The sequence below is a fragment of the Bradyrhizobium sp. Ken01 genome (genome assembly GCF_055807355.1).
Genome location: NZ_JBVVPC010000006.1, coordinates 180780 through 201888, shown reverse-complemented (window position 1 = coordinate 201888; position 21109 = coordinate 180780). Strand labels below are relative to the sequence as shown.

Annotated in this window: 17 protein-coding genes and 1 tRNA gene; 7 read left to right on the top strand and 11 right to left on the bottom strand. The window is 57.9% G+C overall.

Translation table 11 applies throughout. The annotated features are described in order from the left end of the window. Positions 1 to 106 precede the first annotated feature (106 nt). From argB to rpmH, 6 genes are all read right to left on the bottom strand, one after another. Positions 107 to 994 (bottom strand): acetylglutamate kinase, encoded by an 888-nt coding sequence (gene argB, locus AC0L3S_RS09370; protein ID WP_007597683.1) that lies wholly within the window; start codon positions 992 to 994, stop codon positions 107 to 109. Between the two features lie 110 nt (positions 995 to 1104). Next, positions 1105 to 1431 (bottom strand): DUF423 domain-containing protein, encoded by a 327-nt coding sequence (locus AC0L3S_RS09365; RefSeq protein WP_473278883.1) that lies wholly within the window; start codon positions 1429 to 1431, stop codon positions 1105 to 1107. 38 nt (positions 1432 to 1469) lie between these two features. Next, a complete protein-coding gene (yihA, locus tag AC0L3S_RS09360; protein ID WP_473264454.1) occupies positions 1470 to 2123 on the bottom strand; it encodes a ribosome biogenesis GTP-binding protein YihA/YsxC in 654 nt (217 codons plus the stop codon). Between the two features lie 98 nt (positions 2124 to 2221). Next, positions 2222 to 4069: a membrane protein insertase YidC gene (yidC, locus tag AC0L3S_RS09355; protein ID WP_473264453.1), complete on the bottom strand. Its 1848-nt coding sequence runs from the start codon at positions 4067 to 4069 to the stop codon at positions 2222 to 2224. 13 nt (positions 4070 to 4082) lie between these two features. Beyond that, positions 4083 to 4538, bottom strand: coding sequence for a ribonuclease P protein component (gene rnpA, locus AC0L3S_RS09350; protein ID WP_473264452.1), 456 nt, complete (start codon positions 4536 to 4538; stop codon positions 4083 to 4085). A 27-nt stretch (positions 4539 to 4565) separates the two neighbouring features. Beyond that, positions 4566 to 4700 carry a 50S ribosomal protein L34 gene (gene rpmH, locus AC0L3S_RS09345; protein ID WP_008542748.1) on the bottom strand — a complete coding sequence of 45 codons (135 nt, stop codon included), beginning with the start codon at positions 4698 to 4700 and terminating at the stop codon, positions 4566 to 4568. A gap of 384 nt (positions 4701 to 5084) precedes the next feature. Between rpmH and AC0L3S_RS09340 the strand changes: the two genes are divergently transcribed. Together AC0L3S_RS09340 and AC0L3S_RS09335 are read left to right on the top strand one after the other, a co-directional pair. After that, positions 5085 to 6584 carry an ATP-binding protein gene (locus AC0L3S_RS09340; protein WP_219682512.1) on the top strand — a complete coding sequence of 500 codons (1500 nt, stop codon included), beginning with the start codon at positions 5085 to 5087 and terminating at the stop codon, positions 6582 to 6584. A gap of 162 nt (positions 6585 to 6746) precedes the next feature. Next, positions 6747 to 6823, top strand: a tRNA-Arg gene (locus tag AC0L3S_RS09335). Positions 6824 to 7544: 721 nt separating this feature from the next. Here AC0L3S_RS09335 and AC0L3S_RS09330 read toward each other — a convergent pair. After that, positions 7545 to 8189, bottom strand: a complete 645-nt coding sequence (locus tag AC0L3S_RS09330; RefSeq protein ID WP_473278855.1) for a hypothetical protein — start codon at positions 8187 to 8189, stop codon at positions 7545 to 7547. A 133-nt stretch (positions 8190 to 8322) separates the two neighbouring features. On the opposite strand from AC0L3S_RS09330, the gene AC0L3S_RS09325 reads away from it, so the two are divergent. Then, on the top strand, positions 8323 to 8829 hold the full coding sequence (locus AC0L3S_RS09325; protein WP_473278854.1) for a BglII/BstYI family type II restriction endonuclease: 507 nt from the start codon (positions 8323 to 8325) through the stop codon (positions 8827 to 8829). A gap of 203 nt (positions 8830 to 9032) precedes the next feature. Here AC0L3S_RS09325 and AC0L3S_RS09320 read toward each other — a convergent pair whose 3' ends face one another. Next, positions 9033 to 9773: a hypothetical protein gene (locus tag AC0L3S_RS09320; protein WP_473278853.1), complete on the bottom strand. Its 741-nt coding sequence runs from the start codon at positions 9771 to 9773 to the stop codon at positions 9033 to 9035. A 237-nt stretch (positions 9774 to 10010) separates the two neighbouring features. Between AC0L3S_RS09320 and AC0L3S_RS09315 the strand changes: the two genes are divergently transcribed. Next, entirely contained in the window at positions 10011 to 14120 is a 4110-nt protein-coding gene (locus AC0L3S_RS09315; protein WP_473278852.1) for a HigA family addiction module antitoxin, read from the top strand. Here AC0L3S_RS09315 and AC0L3S_RS09310 read toward each other — a convergent pair. Next, complete coding sequence (locus tag AC0L3S_RS09310) at positions 14112 to 15704, bottom strand: DUF6538 domain-containing protein (protein WP_473278851.1); 1593 nt, start codon at positions 15702 to 15704, stop codon at positions 14112 to 14114. The genes AC0L3S_RS09315 and AC0L3S_RS09310 overlap by 9 nt on opposite strands. A gap of 534 nt (positions 15705 to 16238) precedes the next feature. Between AC0L3S_RS09310 and AC0L3S_RS09305 the strand changes: the two genes are divergently transcribed. The 3 genes from AC0L3S_RS09305 to mcrC all read left to right on the top strand — a co-directional run bounded on the left by AC0L3S_RS09305 (position 16239) and on the right by mcrC (position 19690). Then, on the top strand, positions 16239 to 17534 hold the full coding sequence (locus AC0L3S_RS09305) for a ScoMcrA-related endonuclease (RefSeq protein ID WP_473278850.1): 1296 nt from the start codon (positions 16239 to 16241) through the stop codon (positions 17532 to 17534). 71 nt (positions 17535 to 17605) lie between these two features. After that, positions 17606 to 18655 carry an AAA family ATPase gene (locus tag AC0L3S_RS09300; protein WP_473278849.1) on the top strand — a complete coding sequence of 350 codons (1050 nt, stop codon included), beginning with the start codon at positions 17606 to 17608 and terminating at the stop codon, positions 18653 to 18655. 3 nt (positions 18656 to 18658) lie between these two features. Next, positions 18659 to 19690, top strand: a complete 1032-nt coding sequence (gene mcrC / locus AC0L3S_RS09295; RefSeq protein ID WP_473278848.1) for a 5-methylcytosine-specific restriction endonuclease system specificity protein McrC — start codon at positions 18659 to 18661, stop codon at positions 19688 to 19690. A 232-nt stretch (positions 19691 to 19922) separates the two neighbouring features. On the opposite strand, the gene AC0L3S_RS09290 is transcribed toward mcrC, so the two are convergent. Together AC0L3S_RS09290 and AC0L3S_RS09285 are read right to left on the bottom strand one after the other, a co-directional pair. After that, positions 19923 to 20648, bottom strand: coding sequence for an SOS response-associated peptidase (locus tag AC0L3S_RS09290; protein ID WP_473278847.1), 726 nt, complete (start codon positions 20646 to 20648; stop codon positions 19923 to 19925). A 3-nt stretch (positions 20649 to 20651) separates the two neighbouring features. Next, complete coding sequence (locus AC0L3S_RS09285) at positions 20652 to 21101, bottom strand: hypothetical protein (RefSeq protein WP_473278846.1); 450 nt, start codon at positions 21099 to 21101, stop codon at positions 20652 to 20654. Positions 21102 to 21109 lie beyond the last annotated feature (8 nt).

Genomic DNA, 21109 nt, shown 5'->3' with positions numbered 1-21109 from the left:
TCATGCCCGGGCTTGTCCCGGGCATCCACGTTCTTGGCGCGGGACGAAAGGTCGTGGATGGCCGGGACAGGCCCGGCCATGACGGCGTCTCTCGTTTTCTCTTCTCTCACTTGTGGATCAGCGTGCCCGTGCCGGTGTTGGTGAAGAGCTCGAGCAAGACCGCGTGCTGCATCTTGCCGTCGATGATGACGACACCCTCCACGCCCTGTTCGAGCGCGTAGATGCAGGTCTCGACCTTCGGGATCATGCCGCCGGAAATGGTGCCGTCGGCGATCAGCTTTCGCGCATCCTTGACCGAGAGCTGCGGGATCAGCTTCTTGGATTTGTCGAGCACGCCCGGCACGTCGGTGAGCAGCAGCAGCCGCTTTGCCTTCAGCGCGCCGGCCACGGCGCCGGCAAAAGTATCGGCGTTGACGTTCAGCGTCTGGCCCTCTTTCGAGGTCGCGAGCGGCGCGAGCACGGGGATCAGCTCGTAGCCGATCAGCTGGTTGAGCAGCGTGAGGTCGACCTTCTCGGGATCGCCGACGAAGCCGAGATCGACCGCCTTCTCGATGTGCGAGTCCGGATCCATGATGGTGCGCGTCGTCTTGGACGCCTTCACCATATTGGCGTCCTTGCCGGACAGCCCCACCGCCTTGCCGCCGGCCTCGTTGATGTAGCCGACGATCTGCTTGTTGACGGAGCCGGCGAGCACCATCTCGACGATCTCGATGGTGGCGGCATCGGTGATGCGCAGGCCGGCTGCGAATTCCGAGACGATGCCGAGGCGCTTGAGCATGGTCGCGATCTGCGGGCCGCCGCCATGCACCACCACCGGATTGATCGCGGTCTGCTCGAGCAGCACGATGTCGCGGGCAAAATTTTTCGCGGTCTCCTCGTCGCCCATGGCATGGCCGCCATACTTGATGACGATGGTTTCCTCGTCATACTGCTGCATGTGCGGCAGCGCTTCGGACAGGATGCGGGCCTGGTCGAGCGGGGAGATTTCGGTCATGAGGCGGATCTCGCTGGCGGGATACTCGGGCCGCGTTCTATCCGATTGGCGGGCGGGGCGCAAAGCGATGTTCTTCCCCTCTCCCGCAAGGGGAGAAGGAAGAAGAGTGATTATTTCCTCACCACCGCCGCCGCGAGCGTCACCGCCAGCCAGCTCAAGATCATCACCGATCCACCCGTCGGCGCCGCATAGGGAAACAGCGAATGGCCGGCATATTGCCGCAAGGTGAGGTCGCCCGCGAACAGCGCGGCGCCGGCTGCGAAGCCGGACGCGGCGATGATGCCAATTCCGCCGTGCAGAAGGCCGCGGCCGAGCAGGGCGACGGCCGCGAGTATGGCAGTTGCATGAAACAGCAGCATGGCACTTGCGGCGGCGAGCCGGCTCGCATCGCCGCCATGTGCGGAGGCGGCGGCCAGCGCGACGCCGGCGGCGCCCATCACACCGGCAAGCCCGATCAGCAGGCGGAATGCCGCCGTCACGAGGTCCGCTCTTCCAGCAGCTTTGCGATCGCGGCGCGCAGCTCGGCCATGCCGGTCGCGCTCCGTGACGAGGTCGCGAGCACGTTCGGGAACGCGGCCGGACGTTTGGCGAGCGCAGCCTCGGTCTCGACGATGCGCGATTGAAGCTCGGTGGCCTTGATCTGGTCGGTCTTGGTTAGCACGATCTGGTAGCTGACCGCGGAGCGATCGAGTGTCTTCAGGACTTCGAGATCGACGTCCTTGAGGCCGTGCCGCGCGTCGACCAGCACGTAGACGCGCGCGAGGCTGGCGCGTCCGAGCAGGAATTTGTGGATCAGCTCGGTCCAGGACGCGACTTGGCTCTTCGGCGCCTTGGCATAGCCATAACCGGGCATGTCGACGAGGCGCAGGTCACTTTTCCCGGGGACCTCGAAGAAGATCAGCTCCTGGGTGCGGCCCGGCGTATGCGAGGTGCGCGCCAGCGCGTTGCGGCCCGTCAGCGCGTTGATCAGGCTGGACTTGCCGACATTGGAGCGGCCGGCAAAGGCGATCTCCAGCCCCGCCATCGGCGGTAGCGTTTCAGTCGAGGGCGAGGCCCAGATGAACTGCCAGTCGCGGGTGAACAGTTTTCGCCCGACCTCGATCAGCTTCGCATCTTCGTCGTCGGTCATGCGAAGGCTTTCAGTTGGTTTACCTCGTCATTGCGAGCGACTTGTCCGCCGTAGCTCGAAGAGCGAAGGCGGAAGCGAAGCGCTCGCAATAACTGTGGCTACGTCGCCTTCTTCGCGAACGTCGCCTTGAGATTATCGAATAACTCCACCTTCACGCCATTGCGGCGCATGATGAAGCTCTGCTGCAGCACCGATAGCGTGTTGTTCCAGGCCCAGTAGATCACGAGGCCTGCCGGGAAGCCCGCCAGCATGAAGGTGAAGATCAGCGGCATCCAGTTGAAGATCATCTGCTGGGTCGGATCCGGCGGCGTCGGATTCAGCTTCATCTGGAACCACATCGTGATGCCCATGATGATCGGCCAGATGCCGAGCGCCAGGTAGTGGCCGAACACCGGGATCGTGGTCGGATCGAACGGGATCAACCCGAACAGAGTGAACAGGTTGGTCGGGTCCGGCGCGGAAAGATCCTTGATCCAGCCGAAGAACGGCGCGTGCCGCATCTCGATGGTGACGAACAGCACCTTGTACAGCGAGAAGAACACCGGGATCTGGATCACCACGGGAAGACAGCCGGCGACCGGATTGATCTTCTCCTTGCGGTAGATCTCCATCATCTCCTGCTGCTGCTTCACCTTGTCGTCAGGGTAACGCTCCTTCAGCGCCTGAAGCTGCGGTTGGACCGACTTCATCTTCGCCATCGAGGCGTAGGACTTGTTCGCCAGCGGGAAGAACAGGAGCTTCACGATCACGGTCACGAGCAGGATCGAGATGCCGAAATTGCCGAAGAAGCGGTAGAAGAAGTCGAGGCCGAGGAACATCGGCTTGGTGATGAAGTAGAACCAGCCCCAGTCGATCAACAGATCGAAATGGTTGAGGCCGAGTTCCTTGTTGTAGCCGCCATGGCCGGCGAGCGGGAAGTTGATGCCGACGACGCTGGCTTCCTTGGCGCCGGCGAACAGCCGCGCGTTCGCGGTCGCGGAGCCGCCGATCGCGACGGTGACGGGATCGAGCAGATAGTCGGTCTGGTAGGTGTGGACGTTGCCGCTCGGGTTCGACGAGAAGCGCGCCTGAATCTGCGCGCTGGTGTCCGGCAGCAGCGCCGAGGCCCAGTATTTGTCGGTCATGCCGAGCCAGCCATTGGTGGCCTTGAAGTTCACCGTCCTGGCTTCGTCGATTTTCTTGTAGGCGTATTCCTGCAAGCCATCGAGATAGCCGATCAGGCCTTCATGCAGGATGTAGTAGCCGGAGACCTGCGGCGTGCCGTGGCGCGAGATCAGCGCGAACGGATAGAGCGTGACCGGCGCGTTGCCGACATTGCTCACCTCGTCCTTCACGGTGAAGAGGTAGTGGTCGTCGACCGCGATGGTGCGGCGGAAGCTGAGGCCTTCGCCATTGTCCCATTTCAGCACCACCGGCGTGGTCGGCGTCAGGCTGCCGCTGCCGTCCTGCTGCCAGACGGTCTGCGCGTCCGGCAGTTTCGCCGTCACGCCCGTCGCCGGCACCCAGCCGAACTCGGCGTAATAGGGCTCCGCGGTCCCCGAGGGCGAATACAGAACGATCGGCGGTGACTTCGGATCGACCGTTTCGCGGAATTGCACCAGCGCGACATCGTCGATGCGTCCGCCCTTCAGCGAGATGCTGCCTGCGATTCGCGGCGTCTCGATCTTCACGCGCGGGCTGGCGGCAATCGCAACGTCGCGCGCAACGACCGGCTGGGCTTGCTGGTTCGTGCTCGGCGTCGCCGGTTGGGCCGTGCTGCCGGCCTGCGGCGTGGCGCCCGGCGTCGCGGACGCCGTCGGCTGCGGCGTGGTCTTCTGCAGCTCGGCCTGCGCCTGTTGTTGGGCGCGCTGCTTCTCCATCGCCGGCATGTTGTAGAAATATTGCCAGGCGATCAGCACGAAGCCCGACAGAATGACGGCGAGGATGGTATTGCGGTTGTCGGTCATCATTCTCTCGTCATCAATCCGGTTTGCGGCTGGTCGCAGGAGCGGGGCCGGGCTTTAAGCCGTCGGTTCTTGAGTCGGTTGTTGGGCTGCTTTTTGAGCCGCGTCCCTTGTGCGTATGCCGCGCGGGCTTCGCGAACGCTATGCGCAGATCGTCGAGCATGGTGGCGAAGTCGCGCGAGAGCGCGTCCCTTCGGCCGACCAGCACATAATCATGATGGGGCTGCATCGACACCGGATCGAGCCGCTTCACCAGTTCGCGAAGCCGGCGCCGGATGCGATTGCGCTGGGGGGCGTTGCCGTTCTTTTTGGTGACGGTGAAGCCGATCCGGATCGGGCCGCTGTCGTCTCGGCCAAGGTTTTGGCGGTCAAGGCTTCGGCGGTCAAGGCTTTGCAGGACGAACGCGGAACTATTCACCCGCGCGCCATTGGCAACGGCGAGGAAATCCGCTCGCTGCCTCAGCCGATCCATGATGAAATCCCAAAAAGGGGGTCCGGCTCAGGCGCTCAGACGCTTGCGGCCGCGGGCGCGGCGGGCGGCGAGCACCTTGCGGCCGCCGGCCGTGGCGAGACGGGCACGGAAGCCGTGACGGCGCTTGCGCACCAGTTTGCTGGGTTGATAAGTCCGCTTCACGGGTTTTTCTCCGCTGACCGGGCAATTTGCCTGTAGAATTGATGATAAAGTCCGGAAGATGCTGCCCAAAACGAGCCTTTTTCGGCCCCAAGAGAGCCGCTCCCGGCGGTCACACCGGGTCATCGCGGACAATTGGCCGGCTTATAAGCGAGCGCCTTCTTTTCGTCAACGCCGCACAAGAGCTCAATTCCGGCGAATATCGCTGTTTGTGCGGGGTTTTTAACCCTTGAGGTGGCGACTCGCCAGATCTGCGCTTACATCCGACCTTGGCAGATTGACGATCTGTAATTTGACCGCGCTGGGGGCGGGCCGCATCTTCATACGCGCCAACACCCTTCACCCGGCGACATCTTTCATCCGGCAAAGGCAGCGAGGGCGAATTTCGTGGCAGCGACAGACCTCCAGCCGATCCAGGATGGGGATCAGCGGGACCCGCCGGCGGCGCTGCCGCGGGGGACGCGCGGGCTTGGGCTGTCCGGCAAGCTGCTGCTGCTCACCGTTCCCCTGGTGATGATCGCGGCCATCCTGCTCTACGTGCCGGCCATCGCCAACTTCTGGGTCAACCGGCTCAACGACCGCGTCGCCGCGGCCAACACGGCGGCGCTGGTGCTCGATGCGGCGCCGCTCGGCATGGTCCCGGATTCGCTGTCGCGCGAGATCCTGAAGAGCATCAATGCCCGCGCCGTCGCCATCAAGATGGGCCAGCAGCGCCGTCTGCTCGCCAGCGACAATCTGCCGGCCGCCATCGAGCACGATATCGACCTGCGCGATATGACGGCGTGGGAGGCGATCACCGGCTCGTTCCGGATGATGCTGGAGACCGGCAACCAGGCGATCCGGATCGTCGGGCCCGGCGTCGGCAACGCCCAGTTCATGGAGATCGTCACCGACGAGCTGCCGCTGCGGCAGTCGATGTACCGCTTCTCCCGCAACGTCGTGGTGGTCGCGCTGATCATCGCGGTGCTGACCGCGGGCCTCGTCTATCTCGCCATGCATTATCTCTTCGTGCGCCCGATGCGGCGGCTGACCGCGAGCCTGGTCGGCTTCCACGAAAATCCCGAGAGTTCGGCGGGGATCATCGTGCCGAGCCAGCGCAGCGACGAGATCGGCGTTGCCGAGCGCGAATTGTCGGACATGCAGCGCGATCTGATGTCGATGCTGCATCAGAAGAGCCGGCTCGCCGCCCTCGGCCTCGCCGTCTCCAAGATCAATCACGATTTGCGCAATCTGCTGGCCTCGGCACAACTCCTGTCGGACCAGCTTGCCAGCGTGCCGGATCCGCGAGTGCAGCGCTTTGCGCCAAAACTCGTGCGCTCGCTCGAGCGCGCCATCGCCTTCTGCCAGTCGACCTTGTCCTACGGCCGCGCCCAGGAAGCCGCGCCCGACCGGCGCATGATCATGATCGAGCCGGTGGTGCTGGAGGTGCGCGAGACCGCTGGCCTTGCCTCCGACGCCTCGATCGCCTGGGTCGCCGCAATCGAGCGCGGGCTCGCGGTCGACGCCGATCCCGATCAGCTCTTCCGCGTGCTGCTCAACCTCGTCCGCAACGCCGCCCAGGCACTGGAAAGCCATGCGTCCGCCGAGGGCGGTGCGCAGCAGATCCGGATCACGGGAAAACGCGAGGGCGCGGTCGCCATCATCGAGGTTTCCGACACCGGCCCCGGCGTGCCCCAGAAGACCCGCGATCACCTGTTCGAGGCGTTCCAGACCTCCGGCCGCCCCGGCGGCAGCGGCCTCGGCCTTGCCATCGCCGCCGAGCTGGTCCGCGCCCATGGCGGCGACATCCATCTGGTCGAAGGCACCATCGGCGCCACCTTCCGGATCGTCATCCCCGACCGCCCCGTGGAACTGCTCTCCGTCCGCAACGAGCGGGCGCGGGCGTAGTCGGCCAGCGGCCGAGTGCGGAAACCGTCATTTCCCAGCAAAATCTCCCCAATCCGGACCTTGCCAATCGGGGCAAGAGCGGTTAGTCAGAGCGCTCTTTCGCACCCCTCCGGCGTCGCCGGGGGCTGCCTGCGGGCCACGCCCGCACTGTCAGCGAAAAACGCGCCCGTAGCTCAGCTGGATAGAGCATCAGACTACGAATCTGAGGGTCGGACGTTCGAATCGTTCCGGGCGCGCCAGCACTTAGCGGCTTCTGCCGTGCAAAAAGTACGATCGTTTTACGGGATTTGCAAGGAAAGCAGCCCTTAGGCTTCCGTCCGCAGCCTAGCCTGCCCTTTTTGAATGTACCTCGGTCCTTGGGGCGCAAGCCGCTCGATCAGACAGGTGCCAGCTAGCAAACCTGATCAGTCTCAACCCCTCAGCCAAGCGGCAGCCTACAGGCTCATAACCTGAAGGTCATGGGTTCAAATCCTATCCCCGAAACCAGAAAAAGCCGCCAGGTCAATAAGGTGGCTTTTTTCATTGAGGGCCAATCTCGAAAGCGTGACGTGTCAACATAGTATCAACACTGGCAGGGTGGTTGGTGATGGCAAGTCCCGCCAGCAAGTCTCTAGCCTCACCGGCACGATCGCAAAACGGCATTTGCTCAGAGCAGCCGCTCAGGTGTTGCGGCGCATTAAAAAGCAACGACAGTGGTGCGGTCCCCGCTAAGGTTTACCCTTGTGAGCGACTGCGGCTGCCGATGCGGTCAAGGGAAGACGTTTTCCAACGCGGTTAGCGGCAGACATCGCCGTCGGGGAGCCGCCGTTCCCACGGCGGGTCGCGCCCTGCGAGATCGACGTCCCGTGCCGACTTCCTTCAGCAGGGCGGCCAGCGGCCCAGGGGGGAATCCTCCCGCAGATCGTCGTTCCTGCCCTCTCAGAGTTTTCCTGAGAATTACTGGCTCCGACGAACCACTGTTCAATATGTTTGCTTGCGTCTCAGATCTTGCTGCCACTGCTTGGTTAGCAATGATGTCACGCGAAAGCGCCCAAAGAACTCGTGGACAACAGTGATCGAAGAATAGAAACCGGGAGCACCAAAAATCTTGGCTGTGTAGATGCTGGTGTTCAACGCACTGACTTGACCGAAATCGAGAGAGGCCGTTGGCTCGCCAGAGTAAAGCGACAGTATCTCATCTTCGATTTGATCCCGCTTTCCGGCTTCCGCTTTTCGGCTGAAGTTGTGATACAGGTGGCCGACCGCGAAATTATCCGGGAGTGTCCCGCCGCAAGCCTTGTGGACGATCCCGAAGGACAAGGCGGTGAAGACACGGTCAACCCTGGCGACGTCAACCTTGTAAGCAACTGCACCGGAGGAGAGTTGAACCGAGTCTCTTGTGAGCGTCTTACGTAGCGCGTCCTCGTTGTAGCTGAGCTGCGGCACGATTGTCTTTAGGAAGACCTCGCGCGACCTGTTTGAGGGCGACGCGTTCAGGCAAATCTGGGCGAGGACGTAAGTATCGTCGATAGATTTCGCATTGTTGTGGGCCTTACACGAGGGCACAGTTATGAGCTGGTTGCGCTGATCTTTCGGGAAAAAGCATTTCGGCGGCACGTGCTCCATCGATGTTTCGGGCTCAGAGCAGCCTTGAAAATAGCAGGGCATCGGTGTCCTCACTCACAAGGATCTCTTACCAGAAGGCCGCTTTTCGACCGTGAATGCAATAGAGTCTCGCAGACAATTGGGAAATGCAAGAATGGACAAAATTAGGCTCGAACGATTCTCGTATCGTTTTGCAGAACAGGTGCTCAACAGCAAACTCGTTATCAAGCAAGAAATTGAGTCGCTGCTAACAGGTTGTCCAGCTGCTCTAGAAACATTGTCGCGTCCTAACTTCAATAAAGCTCTTCGAGAGTCGTTCGTTGCGAAAGGGTGGACCGACCAGCCATATGTCTTTGGTGAAGACGATGATCTCGGCGCCAAGATGGACTTCTTGAAGGATCGCGTTGGTGTTGAGGTTGGATTTGGTCACGCGAGCTTTATCGGCATAGATCTTCTGAAGTTTCAGGTTTCATCCTATTCCGCACTCGATCAGATCGATGTAGGTGTCTACATAGCAACCACCCGACGCTTTCAGAAGCATCTAGCGAAGCTCGGACAAAACTGGGAAGGCAGTCTCACGTTCGAGAAGATCACGAAGTACCTGCCTCAATTCAAGAGCGCGATTCAGGTCCCCATCTATGTTCTGGGAATCGATATTTAGCTTCTGTTTCACCTTCGCCAAACCTTTCGTTCAGCTCTGAGTGAAAAACACGCGACGTTCTTCGTCTGCGTGGAGATTGTGCTGTGCAATGTGGCTGATGCTGCGGGGCGCAGTCGCGCTAAACAATCTGAACGGAAGCTCGTCGATGCTGATCTCGGCAACAAGCGCTGAGAAATCCTTCTCATAACATTCAGCAAGAACCTTCATGTTGGTGGAAGGAAAGCTGTTCTTGAACTCCTTATTGAAGGGGGGTGGAAGTAGCGAATTAGAGATGCTTCGTAGAGGGTCGTTCGCTCAGCCTCGTTGGTCCCAAAAAGCTTATCGAGGCCCTTCTCGATTCGCTTCGAAGTCTGGCTTTGATCCTTCGCTCGTGGATTGAACATGGTGACAAGCTGGTGCGCAGGCTCGACGGCAAGCATTAGGATAGTAAGCACGTAACCATCGGGAACGCCCTTGATGGCGATCTTTTGAAGTGTCTCGTGCTTCTTGAGGCGGTCAAGGGCATTGCGAGATCCATCTTGGCCAAAAGCTTGGCCGATGTAGAGCACGTCGAACCCGACTGCGTCGTATTCTGCCGCGAGCCGTTGTTGGATCATAAAGCCGCTAGGAAAGGATCGTCTGCCCGCAGGGTCCTCGACGTACCAACCTTGCTCGCCATTGCCCTTTAGTGTCGCCCCGGTCGGCATCGGCCAGTGTATGTCATGTCGCTTGCTTGCGACCTCGATGCTCGTAACGAGGTTGTCTTCGTCTTGGGTCGCTCCCACGAAATCGAACTTTGGGACCGTGCCAATGAGATAGATATGGCAATGCCGAATCTCACCGAGAAGAGGTGCGACCTGCGCGTCATCGTAGATTCCGAATGCTGGCAACGAAACGAAGCTCTTGGCGTACATAACTAGGGCGTGTTCAACGTCGAACGCCTTGTCTTTGAGGAAGTCGATCATTGGCCCTCGGTAAGTTGGCGAGTTTGTCTTTCGCCGATTTGTGCCTGTTCAGAACTGAGAACGCAGGTCATTCCAGTAGCTACCGCTTCGCAAGCCATTAATCGCCTGGGCTAGCTTAAGCTTCTGACGTAATTCGGAATCCGTCCATATTTGGACAAGGCGCAGCCGGCTCTCACCAGATTGTGTATGTCACCTAATCTGTAAGGTGTTAGCTTACGCCTTACGGAGGTGCAGCTAATGACCTTGCTCTCGCGTGATCCAGGAATTCCTCGGCATCCCGGCGAGTACGTCCGGGAAGTGGCGCTCGTCCCCCGCAAGATGACCGTAACCGAGGCAGCTAAGCTGATTGGCATTAGCAGGCCTGGCGTTTCTAACTTTCTGAACGGGAAGGTGGCTGCGACCTCGGAGATGGCGTCACGTATCGAGCGGGCTTTTGGGATTGCTGCTCAGGTGCTTCTCGACATGCAAGCGGCCCACGATGCTTCACAAGCGAAGCTAAGAGGTGCTCCGTCGAACACCAAGGTTTACGTGCCGCCCTTCCTCCAGTTCAAGTCGAATGACATTGAGCATTGGGCGACGACCAGGATCGCGCCACGAACGAGACTATCGGTGTTGCTGCGGACGCTCGTGCATTCAACGGGTAGCGGGCTGAAGAGCGTCGATTTTCCTGGGAATGACGATGCCGAGCGGGCCGGGTGGGATGGCGTCATCGAGGCGAGTGAGGGGACACCGTGGATACCCACCGGTCGCTCCGGTTGGGAGTTCGGAGTAAACCAAGATATCAAATCCAAGGCCGATGGAGATTTCGAGAAGAGTGTCAGGGCTGTCGGAAAAGCCGATCGCCTAGACATTGCTTTTGTGTTCGTAACTCCGCGACGCTGGGCCGGGAAGGCTGCCTGGCTAACGGCGATGAGAGCCAAGAGACAATGGAGAGAAGTCCGAGCATACGACGCGCAAGACTTGGAACAATGGCTTGAGCAATCGTTGGCAGGACAGGCTTGGCTTGCGAATGAAACCAACCGGCCTTCCGAAGGAATACGCTCTCTCGATCGATGCTGGCAAGATTGGGCAAACGTAGTCACTCCTCCTCTTGTCGAGGGTTTCTTTAAGTCGTGCGTGGATGCTCCCAGAAAATCGATGTTGGCGCGTCTCTCCAGCCCGCCGACCGGACCAGTCATAATTGCTGCGGACTCAGCGGAGGAAGCGCTTGCCTTTCTTTCGGTGCTGTTTAGCGAAAGCTCTGATGAACTCGGCCGCTACAGAAGTAAGATTCTGATTTTCGGAGTTCACGGAATACTGCCGCGACTTGCGCAAGGAGCACAAGAGTTCATCCCGGTTGCCTTCAATCGAGAAGTTGAGCGCGAACTGGGCCCGCTTGCGGGGGTGTTGCATTCCATCGCTATCTATCCACGTAACGCAACCGGTATTACTCCAGACATCATTCTCGAACCTGCCAAAGAAGAGGATTTTAGGTCGGCGTTAGATGGCATGGGATTCGATCGGGATCAGATCACTCGGTATGGCGACGAATCGGGACGATCGCTGACAGTGCTGCGGCGCCGTCTTTCCCAAGTCCCCGCTGTGCGCAGTCCGCGTTGGGTAAGTGATCGGAGGACCGCTCCGAGCCTAATTCCTATTCTCTTGGTTGGCGCTTGGAACTCAAACAATAAAACAGATCAGGCCGCACTATCTTTGTTGGCGGAAGACGTAGGCTACGAGGAGATAGAGAAGGAGTGTCAGCTACTATCGCAGATCGATGATGCACCCGTGTGGTCTGTAGGCTCATACCGCGGCGTCGTTTCAAAGATTGATCTACTCTTTGCAATTTCGGGCTGGATCACGGCGATCGATCTGAGGAGATACTTCGAGGTAGCGGAGCTAGTCCTGTCAGAAGACGACCCGGCTTTGGATTTGCCAGACGACAAGCGTTGGGCCGCCCACATCTATGGCAAGCAGCGGGAATTCTCTGCAGCCTTTCGTAACGGGATCTCCGAAACCCTTGTCTTGCTTGCGGTCTACAGCAACGCTCTCTTCGAGCGTTTGGGGGTGGCTACTGATGAGATGGCATCGCAATTGGTGCAACGGCTCCTGCCTTCCCCAGTGGCAGCCCGCAAACTGGAGGCAAATGATCGTGATCTCCCGACGTACGCCGAAGCGGCGCCCGACACTTTTCTTTCCATCATCGAACGTGACTTAAAGACAGGTGCGCCCCAAGTATTCAGCCTTCTCAGACCGGCCGATCCGGGGAGTCTCTGGGCGCATCCAAGCAGGACGGGTCTTCTGCGGGCTCTTGAGGGACTGGCATGGAGCCCGGTCACACTGCCACGTTCCGCGCTGATCTTGGCCCAGCTGTCTCAGATTGAAATCAGCGACAATTGGGTCAACAAGCCAATTAATTCTCTGTATTCCATCTTTAGAGCGTGGATGCCGCAAACGGCGGCCAACCACGATCAACGCCTTGAAGTGTTAAAGATGCTGATCCAGCGGGTGCCCGATGCGGGGTGGAAGATTTGCATCAGGCAATTTGATGCATATGGAGATACAGGCACATATAGCCACAAGCCTCGTTGGCGATCCGATGGGTACGGATACGGAGAGCCGTTTCCCACCCGAGCCCCAATTGTCGCTTTTCTTCAAGATTTGCTGAAGCTGCTTCTTACTTGGAGAAATTACACGAGAGATCAGGTTAGTGACCTAATTGAGAGGCTTCAGAGCTTCGACGATCAAGCTCAGATCGAAGTCTGGAAGCTCGTAAGGAGTTGGGCGACCGGCCAAGCGTCGGATGCGGACAAGGCCATTCTGCGTGAAAAAATTCGAGTCACCGTCCTATCCCGTCGTGGGCGCTTAAGGTCCACCAAGGAAGACTACGAACGCCTTAGGGAAGCTGCGCAAGCCGCTTATGAGGTCTTGGAGCCCACGGATCTTCTTAACAAGCATGAATGGCTCTTCCGGGAAGGATGGGTCGAAGAGTCAATGGACGAAGTCCAGGGCGAAGAGATTGATTTTCGTAAGCGAGAGCAGCGCGTCGCCGATCTACGAAAAAAAGCTTTGCGCGAAATCTTAGCGCAGCGCGGATTTGAAGGAGTCTTTGATCTTGCTCGGAAGGGGCGAGCGGGAACGCAAATCGGCGCCTTGCTTACGCTGTACTTGCTCAACGATGAGAAGTTGCAAGAGTTTTTGCAATCTGCGTCGGAGCAAATGTTAGATCCGGAAGCCTGGTCAATCCGAAATGTAGTTGCTGGTTGTCTTCATTCCATCGAGGACGACGGCAAGCGGACGAGTGTAATTTTGCTGCTCAAGGGGGCGGTTTCAGCTTGTGAGTTCGTTCACGTGCTCTTGGCCGCTCCGTTTAGACTGAGTACTTGGCGTCTTGTTGATGGCTTGGATGCGCCCGACCGAGAGGAATATTGGGGTGCTGTTAGACCGCAGTGGATCTTTGAGTCTGATACCGAAAACGCAGATGCCGTTAAGCGTTTGCTCGACGCTCGGCGGCCACGCGCAGCGTTTTCGTGTCTTCGGTTGGGGCCAGAGAAGATCGAGCCCTCGTTGCTGTTTCGAACTCTCATGGAAATGGCGAAGGGGGGCGAAGACAAGCCCGGCGAATACCAGTTCGAGTACTACAGCCTAGCGAAGGTATTTAAGCTTATTGACCAATGCGCCGATCTTTCGATGGAGCAAAAGGCCGGTCTTGAGTTTACTTATGTCGAAGCGCTCGATCGCAGATGGAGTGATGATAAGGACTATGGTGTTCCGAATCTCGCAAAGTACGTAGAGAAATATCCAGAGCAATACGTCCAGGCGATTGTTTGGAGCTACAGACGTTCCTCCGGCGGAGAAGATCCGACAGACTACAAGGTTCCCCGTGGCCGCGAGGCTGAATATGCCAAGCGGGGGCACGCTCTTCTTGATGCGGTTGGCCGCATACCCGGGCTGGCCGACCTCGATCAGCTTTTAAAATGGGTCAAGACTGTTCGCGAGTCCTGCAGTCAACTTGATAGGACGGAGATCGGAGATATTGTTTTAGGACAGTTGCTGGCAAACGCTCCGATTGGCGCGGATGGCATTTGGCCCTGTGAAACGGTGAGGCAGCTCATGGAAGAGGTTCAGTCCGACGCCATCTCACGGGGGGCGAGAACCGGCAAGTACAATCTAAGAGGCGTACATTTCCGTGGAGAGGGTGGTAGCGATGAGCGGAAGCTCGCGAGCATGTATCGTTCATGGGCGGACGCGCTGCAGTATTCTCATCCGTTCGTCGCGGCGTCATTGTTGACGCAGCTCGTCAAGACGTATGAACAAGAGGCGGGAGTGCATGATGACGATGCTGGTATAAGGCGTCGCCTAAGTTGAGACTTGATAGCGTGGGAATGCTGTGATCGCTTCCATGCGCTTCTTCAAGGTCACCTTCGTGTAATCCTGTCCCTTTGTTCGGGCTGCATGTCCGCAGATCGCGTCGAGTGTCAGTTCGCTTAGCCCCGCTTCGTGGCCATACGTCTTGAATGTGTACCGCCACGCGTGGTTCGGTTGAACACGTGGGTCCGGAACGACGCTTCGCAGAAGATCCCGAATGCGCTTGTAAACACCATCGGCAGGACCCGATGTTGTGCCGTCTTTTCCAACCTCAAAAAAGAGGTGGCCCGGCTTTGCGCTCTGTACGAAATCGATGAAACCTAATGAGACGAGATGCTCGTGTAGCGGGACATCTCGATATTCATTGATCTTCATATCACCGGCCTCAGGCGTGAGGCGAACAATCCAATGCCCGCTCTCCTTCCTTAGGTCCTCCTTACGCAGTTGGATCATCTCCATGACTCGGGCTCCCGAATAAGCACATGGCCACGGCACCCAACGCTTGGCAGCGGAGGTCTTGGGATTTTCTCGATCAGTGCCTTTGACGGCCAGTGCTGCTCTAAGAATTGCGCTATATTCACCGGGTAGGAAGAACTTCTCTCGGGTGACTTTCCTGGCTCGCCCTTCGATGCGGGCCTCCCCTGCGGGGTTCGAGGTCAGCCAAGCTCTTTTTTTGCCCCACCCAAACACAGCTCTCAGTGCGGCAAAGTCGGTGTCGTTGATAGTCTTCGCCGCGATGCCCTTTGCGCTCCGTTCGTCACCCCATCTCTGCACTGTCTCGGGTGCCACTCGGCTTAGATCATCGTGCCGGAGCCAGTCCTTGAACCTGATGACAACTGCCTCCCAACGCCTCGCGTCTCGTGGGCGGACACCTCTCGCCAACGCTTCCTTACGCCACGCCTCTGCGAGGCCTGTGAGTGTCTTGCCGCCCTTAGCAGTGGGCTTCGTTGAGTCTACGGTGGGAAAGCGGCTGACATAGGCGTCGGGTGAGTAGTCACCATCCGCATTTCGCGCGAGCTTTTTGGCCCCTTCCGTGAGGTCACGCGACAACGCTTCGATGAGTTTCCATCGGCTTTCGTCATCGGTGATGATGCCTTCTCGCAGGAGGGTAGCGTGCGCCAATCCACCGAAGCGGTGTTCCATGGAGATTTCGCGCCGGTCTTTGCCGCTCTTGGCAATCAGCAAAGGGTTGCCTCGCCTTGCTGCCTCGTTTGCCTCCGCGACGTTGAGCCATCCTTCCACGGTGAGGCCAGGATTGTCCTCCAACGCTTCGGTAAAAGCTCGATAGGCAATTCCAGACAGCGCGGTGATCTGCCTTACGGTGAGAGGCTTGGGCCCTTCGCGGAGCGCCTTGAGATGTCGCTCTACCGTGGCCGCGACTTCACCGCACTTTGCCTTGGCCGCTGTGCGGTCGGCAGTGCCCAGAGAGATGCTGATGTGCGTCTTGTACCAACCGCGAGGGCGACGCTCCTTTGGGAGCTTCTGCAAGATCGCTTGGACATCCTTCGGGATGGTGCGGCGATAGTACCAGTTGTCGGTACCTTGTCTTTTGGTTGGGCAGGCCATTCTCAGAATCAGATGCATCACTCCCGTGTATCAGGGAGCGGTCCGAAAACCTCAAGGCCTTCAATAGGCTACTGATCTTTCCGGGAAAAAGCTGGTGCTGCCAGACAGGATTGAACTGTCCGATACTCGCCCGTCGTTCCATAACATTCGATTGGCGAATTCGCGCCTCGCCCGATTGCAGCTTGGAAGTTAATGGCTTCCAGTTTTCCGAGCAGATGCGCTGACCAGAACCTGCTTTTCCCAATCAGCTGGGATGGTATCCGACAGAGCAGGCATCTCGGTCCCTGACTGCAGCCCCGTTCAGGATGGCTTCGGTGATAGCCGGTGAGAGCAGGGAGAGCCAAAGCAGCCGGCACAGATAGGACTCGTTGTCGGCTTTGGCGCGCTCTCGCCCCGAGCTGGTTTCGACGAAGCATGTTGCGCCAACGATACGCCCACCATGACCGCCTTGATCAACGATTTGTCTAGCTTAGGCTGCGCCGGTGACCAGCCTAGCGTTCTCAAGTAAATTAGAAACCTGATTCGCATGACGTTCAAACTTTAGGAGGAGCAGTGAGTCGCTTCTACCCCACAGGCGCACCAAAAGTCATGACTGCCGCCCAGAACTGGCGCGATGTCGCTTTAGTAAGAGGTAACTCGATCTTCACGACAGAACAGGTGTGGTCGACTGCGAACATAGAGGTTCTTGATCAGGTTTTTACCCAAAATCCTGACGAGTCTGATCGACCGTTCTCTGCAAAACTCCAGGACCAGCTCAGCGCATGCACGAGTCGGGTCAAGCAATTGGCGGCAGAAGTATTATGGCTGTTGTTGGTGTGTCCAAGCAACATCTCTCCCGAGCGAAAAAAAGAAAATATCAGAACGATTTGGGAGTTGTCGGAGTCTCCTTATCCTGCTGAGAGTGAATGGTTAGCTGACGAAGTTCTTTCCGGTATTGGAAGCGCGGGCCCTGGATATAGCAATCACCGTCCTAGGGAGCTGACATTCTGCATAAATGTCCTTCTTGCATTCCGGCGGCTGAGCCAGGACCGACAAGCTTTGCTGCTGACCCAGCCGTGGGAGTTCGCCGAATGGCTGCAATCTGTACCCGACGCGCGGGCGCGTCAGTTCCGGCACATGCTTCTTCATCTGCTGTTTCCCGATGAATTCGAGAGAGTGTTCTCTGCAGGCGATCGCAAAGCAATAGCTGAGCATTTTGCGGGCGTTTCACCATCGGAAACTAACAAAATGACAGCATTAGAGCTTGACCGGCTACTGCGCCAGACGAGAGCCAAGCTCGAGGAAGAATACGGCACGGCGGAGTTGGACTTCTATAGAAGCCCACTTCGGGAGCTTTGGCAGCAGGATTGGCAAGCTGATAGTTCGTCGATAGCCGATCGTCATGTGCGACAGGCAATCCAGGAGCTCAAAGCAGCAGGAGTGCCGTCTGATGCGAGGTCGTCAAGATATGACCTCCTGGATGATGGAAAGCGATACCCGCCCAAGCTTATCTTTTCACTCGCTTACAAATACGCCACGGGAAAGGAGCTGCCCAGGAACGAATTTCCTGGAGGAGACGACACAGCTTCGTTTCGGATCCTTAGAAAGCTCGGCTTCTCGATAGTGCCGAAGGACTTGATTGGCGATCTTGTCTCCAAGTTCTTGGCCCAAGCGGATGCTGGTCAAGATTTGCGCACAAGCGAGTATCCGAAAGAGTATGGCAGTCTTCAAGTCAGGGTTAGCTTTGGCCAAGGGGTTTTTTCGCGAGTGCCGTGGGTTGCCTTCTTGGCTCCTGGCCAAAAGGTAAGCGAAGGCATCTATCCGGTCCTCCTTTATTACCGAGAAGCAAGGTCCTGCTCCTTGCTTTAGGCGTCAGTGAAACCAATCCACCTGGAAAGAGCTGGGATCATACTTCAGAATTGAGCACCGTGGCAGATCTAATGCGCGAGAAGCATGGCAGAGAAGCAGAACGCTATGGTGACTCGTTCGTAGACGCTGCCTTTATTGTTCCTGACGGTCTGGAAATGAACAAGCTGACAGAGCGCTTGGATGCTGTCATCGATCGATATGAGCGGACGCTTCAATCGGCAGTCAAGTCGGTTAATCACCGGCCCGTCCAGGAGTTATCATTAGCTGACCTGTTGAAAGACGTTTTCGTTGAACGCGAGTTCTTTGAAAGATTGCTTCAACGGTTGGAGTTGAAAAAGAACATCGTCTTGCAAGGACCGCCAGGGGTAGGCAAAACGTTTTTGGCCCGGCGATTGGCGCAAGCAGCAACTCAAGCGGTAGAATCAGATCGCATTGGGATGGTGCAATTCCATGCGTCATATGCGTATGAGGATTTCGTTCAAGGCTATCGACCCGATGGCAAGGGTGGATTTGAGCGACGCGACGGTGTTTTCATACGGTTCTGTCGACGCGCGCTCGCAGATCCGGCTCGGCCATACGTCTTTGTCATCGATGAGATCAATCGAGCCAACCTGAGCAAGGTCTTTGGTGAGCTGTTGATGCTGATTGAAGGCGATAAGCGGAAAGAGCTCTATGCGGTGGAATTGGCATACTCGACGGACGACGACGCGCGCTTCCATGTGCCGCCGAACGTTCATATCATCGGCCTCATGAACACTGCCGATCGATCTCTGGCGCTGGTCGACTATGCTTTACGTCGTCGGTTCGACTTCTTCAACATTATGCCGGGCTTTGAGACCGAGCAGTTTCGAATTCACATGCTGTCTAGGGGCATGTCGGACGATCTCTTCTCGCATCTCAAGCAGAGTTTCAGTGAATTGAATAAAACCATCGCTGAAGATCGGGATCTGGGGCCGGGCTTTGTGATTGGCCACAGCTTCTTCTGTGACCTCCCAATGACCGTAGATGTCGAAGATTCCTACAACGAGGTAGTTGATCTCGAAATTGTTCCACTGCTCCGAGAGTATTGGTACGAGGGTATGCGTGCCGAAGAGTGGCGCATGAAGTTGTTCAAGGTCTAGGTCATGGGATCGTCGATTCCGATCGCAAACCTCTATTATTTGCTCTGCTATGCTTGGGATAGACTGGATCAGGGTAAACTTGTTGACGTCAGTCCTCTGCCATCAACGGAGCTGGTTGACTTGTTTGCTCTTGTGCTTTGCGATGGAATTCATCATCTCGCACGTCGCGGCCTGGAACAAAGCTACGATGTTCGCGAGGAAGAGCTTGGCGGAATTCGTGGCCGCATTGACATATCTCAGAGCTTGCGCCGTTCGCTGTTCTTGCGGGGGCGCGCTCATTGCCGTTTCGATGAGCTGTCGGTCGATACCCTCGCTAATCAAATCCTGAAATCAACCTTGATCGCTTTAATCGAGGTAAAGGAGCTGGATCGAGGACTGAGGCATCGAGCCTATCGCACAGCTCGGTTGTTGCACGGCATACGTCCCTTCCGGCTCTCTCAGAGAGACTTTGAAAGGGTGCGCGTGACCTCCAATAACCTGTTCTATCGATTCTTGCTGGGCGTGTGCAAACTTGTATTCGATTCTTTGTTGGTGGATGAAACAACTGGAGCGACTAAGTTTCGTGACTTCACGCGAGACGAAGCGAGGATGGCCCTTTTATTCCAGTCGTTTCTCTATAATTTCATCGCACGCGAATGCTCCGAGTGGAAGGTCAAGAGCGAAAACATTGCCTGGCAAGCGACCAGTGCGACAGATCCGCAGTTGCGTTTACTGCCACGAATGCAGACGGACATCTCAGCCTTCCGCCGGGGCGAATACCGCATCATTGATGCCAAGTTTTATCAGCGGAGCGTTGGCTCATATTTCGGGAGTGAAAAGTTTCACAGCGACAATCTGTATCAGATTTGCAGCTATCTTCAAAATTCACGTTTGATTGGGGATGTCCAAGCGAGCGGAGTGCTGATCTACCCTCGTGTCGATCGTCAAATCCGGGAGCGCTATGAAATCATGGGGAGGACGGTCTCTGTTTACACCGTCGATCTCAACGCTCCCTGGCAGGCGATCCACAACGAACTTCGCGAGCTGATGCTCTAAAGCGCGCAGCGCCAGGGCCACCGGACTCGATCTAGACAATGGCGATGCCAGAACCGTTGTAGTTGGCGTTTTCGACCTTGATTTTATCATGCGTTCAGTCCGGGGATCTGTTTTGTGTGGCACTCTTGAGTGGCACCATACAACGCGAATTAACTCGGCGCATTCGCATTTACGCTAGCTTCTGTGGCGCTGTTGAGCGGACCATGCATGTCTAGGACATGATCGATCTTGTTCATGTTCGCGGGCCATTCGGATCTTCCTTGACTCCGCGGGCTACGATCCTTAGTGAGCCGTCCGGCAACGGGCGCTGCAGCAGCAAGGCCTCCTCCATAGGTGCGGTCATCCAGGTCTCGACTTCTTCGGACGTCGTCAGGATCACCGGCATGGCCTTGGGGTGGATGGCGCCGACCTCGGCGTTCGGCTGCGTTGTGAGGAAGGCGTAGAGGTCGTTGGTGGTCTCGCCTTCCTTGACCTTTCGGACTGATGTCCAGTTGGTCCAGATGCCGGCAAAGCAGGCGAGGGGCCGGTTTTCATCGAGCGCGAACCAGATGTCGCCGCCTTCGGCCTTGTTGAACTCGCTGAACGAGTTGAACGGCACCACGCAACGGTTCTCGCCGCCAAGCCAGCGCGTCCAGTGTTTGCTCTGCACGTTGCGGATGTTGGTCGTGCCGGAGTCGGGCTCGATCCGGAGCAATTCCTTGAAGTCGACGCTCTTCCCCTTGGCATGCAACTTCTCGGCGCGCTTCTTGGTGGCATCCATCAGAGCCTTTGACGACGACGGCATGCCCCACCGTGCGGTGGCGAGTTCGCGCCCTTCGGCGCCGTTCCGGACGATCGGCGCCCTGTAGTCGGGAAAGACGCCTGGCATCGGCGCCAGGTTGCCGACGTAGCGGTTGACCACCCGGAACAGCTCGATGATGGCGGCCTGGTTGGTCGTGATCGAGTAGAGATTGCACATGATTCAGGGATCGGTTCGGGAATGACGCAGCTGGGCGGTGAGTTGTAGCAGAGTCGCTGCGGGTCGCCGCCCCGCTGTCGCGCATTTCCGGCAGCGCAGCCGACTAGCGAGATCGTGGATGAATGTGGTCGGCACGTGCTTCATCGCGGCCAGATCGACATTGCTCGGGGTCTTGCATCGCGGGCAGCGGATTTCCAGCCACGGGAAGCCCGCATTGATGGCCTGGTCGATCGTGGGCGAGGGATCGATCGGCTCACCGTCCGACCACATCCGCTCGTTCCAGCTTTCGCATAGCAACCTGTCCGCTTGCTGCAGCATGATCTCGGCCTTGGCCCGCATCTCAGTCGACTGCGCAGCCAGGATGTTGGCCATCGCCCGCGACTTGCCGAGCTCCTTCTTCAGGGCCTTGCGGTCGCCTCCGGAAAGGGGCGTCGGGTGATACTTCGGCGACATCGAGCGGC

Bases quoted from the DNA above. Each gene is read 5' to 3' on its own strand.
- AC0L3S_RS09285 (WP_473278846.1), bottom strand. From the start codon at position 21,101: ATGTCGCCGAAGTATCACCCGACGCCCCTTTCCGGAGGCGACCGCAAG.
- mcrC (WP_473278848.1), top strand. From the start codon at position 18,659: ATGGGATCGTCGATTCCGATCGCAAACCTCTATTATTTGCTCTGCTAT.
- yidC (WP_473264453.1), bottom strand. From the start codon at position 4,069: ATGACCGACAACCGCAATACCATCCTCGCCGTCATTCTGTCGGGCTTC.
- AC0L3S_RS09330 (WP_473278855.1), bottom strand. From the start codon at position 8,189: ATGGAGCACGTGCCGCCGAAATGCTTTTTCCCGAAAGATCAGCGCAAC.
- AC0L3S_RS09300 (WP_473278849.1), top strand. From the start codon at position 17,606: ATGCGCGAGAAGCATGGCAGAGAAGCAGAACGCTATGGTGACTCGTTC.
- AC0L3S_RS09325 (WP_473278854.1), top strand. From the start codon at position 8,323: ATGGACAAAATTAGGCTCGAACGATTCTCGTATCGTTTTGCAGAACAG.
- AC0L3S_RS09315 (WP_473278852.1), top strand. From the start codon at position 10,011: ATGACCTTGCTCTCGCGTGATCCAGGAATTCCTCGGCATCCCGGCGAG.
- yihA (WP_473264454.1), bottom strand. From the start codon at position 2,123: ATGACCGACGACGAAGATGCGAAGCTGATCGAGGTCGGGCGAAAACTG.
- AC0L3S_RS09310 (WP_473278851.1), bottom strand. From the start codon at position 15,704: ATGCATCTGATTCTGAGAATGGCCTGCCCAACCAAAAGACAAGGTACC.
- AC0L3S_RS09365 (WP_473278883.1), bottom strand. From the start codon at position 1,431: ATGGGCGCCGCCGGCGTCGCGCTGGCCGCCGCCTCCGCACATGGCGGC.
- rnpA (WP_473264452.1), bottom strand. From the start codon at position 4,538: ATGGATCGGCTGAGGCAGCGAGCGGATTTCCTCGCCGTTGCCAATGGC.
- argB (WP_007597683.1), bottom strand. From the start codon at position 994: ATGACCGAAATCTCCCCGCTCGACCAGGCCCGCATCCTGTCCGAAGCG.
- AC0L3S_RS09290 (WP_473278847.1), bottom strand. From the start codon at position 20,648: ATGTGCAATCTCTACTCGATCACGACCAACCAGGCCGCCATCATCGAG.
- AC0L3S_RS09320 (WP_473278853.1), bottom strand. From the start codon at position 9,773: ATGATCGACTTCCTCAAAGACAAGGCGTTCGACGTTGAACACGCCCTA.